The sequence below is a fragment of the Halolamina salina genome (assembly GCF_042678005.1).
Lineage (GTDB): Archaea > Halobacteriota > Halobacteria > Halobacteriales > Haloferacaceae > Halolamina > Halolamina salina.
This window is the reverse complement of sequence record NZ_JBHUDH010000025.1, coordinates 10,854-12,418: the sequence shown is the minus strand read 5'-3', so window position 1 is coordinate 12,418 and position 1,565 is coordinate 10,854. Positions and strand designations below refer to the sequence as shown.

2 protein-coding genes are annotated in these 1,565 nt (G+C 72.9%); both read left to right on the top strand.

What is annotated here, in order from left to right; genetic code table 11:
* Positions 1–164 precede the first annotated feature (164 nt).
* Entirely contained in the window at positions 165–827 is a 663-nt protein-coding gene (locus ACFR9S_RS03130; protein ID WP_379818068.1) for a cyclase family protein, read from the top strand.
* A gap of 53 nt (positions 828–880) precedes the next feature.
* On the top strand, positions 881–1,565 hold a 685-nt coding region (locus tag ACFR9S_RS03125; RefSeq protein ID WP_379818046.1), incomplete at its 3' end, for a rhodanese-like domain-containing protein.

Below are 1,565 nucleotides of genomic sequence, written 5' to 3'. Positions count from 1 at the left end.
TTTCCAGACCGCCGCTCGGGAGACGCCGAGTCGGTCCGCGAGTTCGGGGCCGGCGACGCGGTCGTCCTCGATTCGGATCCCTACGAGAACGCCGACTCGTTCGACGAAATCGGCGTCGAACTCACAGTGCTCGACGGGGAGGTAGTGTAGGGCGGCCGATGACGATGCAGGATCTCACCCACTCCATCGAGTCTGGGATGCCCGTCTACCCCGGCGACCCGGCGGTCAGCGTCGACGCCGCGGACACGTTCGCCGCCGACGGCTGCCGGGTCAGCGAACTCACCTGCGGGAGCCACGCGGGCACGCACGTCGACGCGCCGTCGCACACCGAGGAAGACGGCGACACGCTCGATACCTACCCCGTCTCGGCGTTCGTCCGCGACGCCGTCGTCGTCGACTGCACCGACCTCGACGCGCGGGAGCCGATCCCCGCCGATCGCGTGCCGGACCCGGAGACCGCGCCGGGCGCGGACTGTGCGGTGTTCCGGACCGGCTGGGACCGCCACTGGGGGCGCGACCGCTACCGCGACCACCCCTACCTCTCGGTGGCCGCCGCCGAGCGCTGTGCCGCCCGTGGGCTGGCCGTCGCGATCGACGCCTTCAGCCCGGATCCGACGCCGCCGGCCGAGGGATCGCTGGCTCTCGACGGCCGCGACGCCTTCGGCGCCCACCACGCGTTGCTCGGGGCGGGTGTGCTGGTGTTCGAGAACCTCACGAACCTCGGCAGCGTCCCCGCACGCTTCGAACTCCGGGCCCAGCCGATCGCGCTGGGCGGCGACGGCGCGCCAGTCCGGGCGGTGGCCGTCGAGGGAGCGGATCGAGAGTAGCGCGGGAGGGAGCCGAGCGAAAGCGGTTTCGGCCTCGGCGTCGAATCTCGAACATGGATCGACGCGAGTTCCTCGCTGCGCTCGGGGCGGCGTCGACGGTCGCCGCTGCCGGCTGTTCCTCCGACGGCTCCGGCGCGCCGTTCGAACACCCCGGTACCATCGACGAGACGATGGTCGCGAACGGCGACTACCCGGACGACGGCGATCCCGCCGACGGCCTCCCGCCGGAGTTCCCGGACCCGCCCGAGGCGCCGGGGGTCGACCCCGGCGCGCTGGAGACGCTGACGGTCAACGACGAGACGGTGCGGCTGCTCCCGATCGAGTCGGCCCGGGCGTGGTACCTGCGCGGCGAGGCCCGATTCGTCGACGCGCGCGGGCTGGAACAGTACACGCGCTCGCACCTCTACGGGAGCGTGCTCTCGTCCGCACAGGAGGACTCGACCGGCGGCGGCATCGACGGCTGGCCGACCGAGGCGCGCATCGTCGCCTACTGCGGCTGCCCGCACCACCTCTCCTCGATCCGGGCCGCGGGACTCCAGAAGGCCGGCTACGAGGACGTGTACGTCATCGACGAGGGGTTCCGCGAGTGGGCGGACAGGGGGTACCCGATGGCCGGCACGGCGTTCGGCGAGGGCGACGACGCGGCGCTCTCGGAGTGGCGGATCGACGGCGAGGTCGGCGCCGAGTACGCCGGCGAGTACGCCTGGGCGTCGGTCGGCCGCCAGTACGAGGCCCCCC

What these genes read in the sequence shown, in the direction of transcription:
- ACFR9S_RS03130 (WP_379818068.1), top strand. Translation starts at nt 165, where the DNA reads ATGCAGGATCTCACCCACTCCATCGAGTCTGGGATGCCCGTCTACCCC.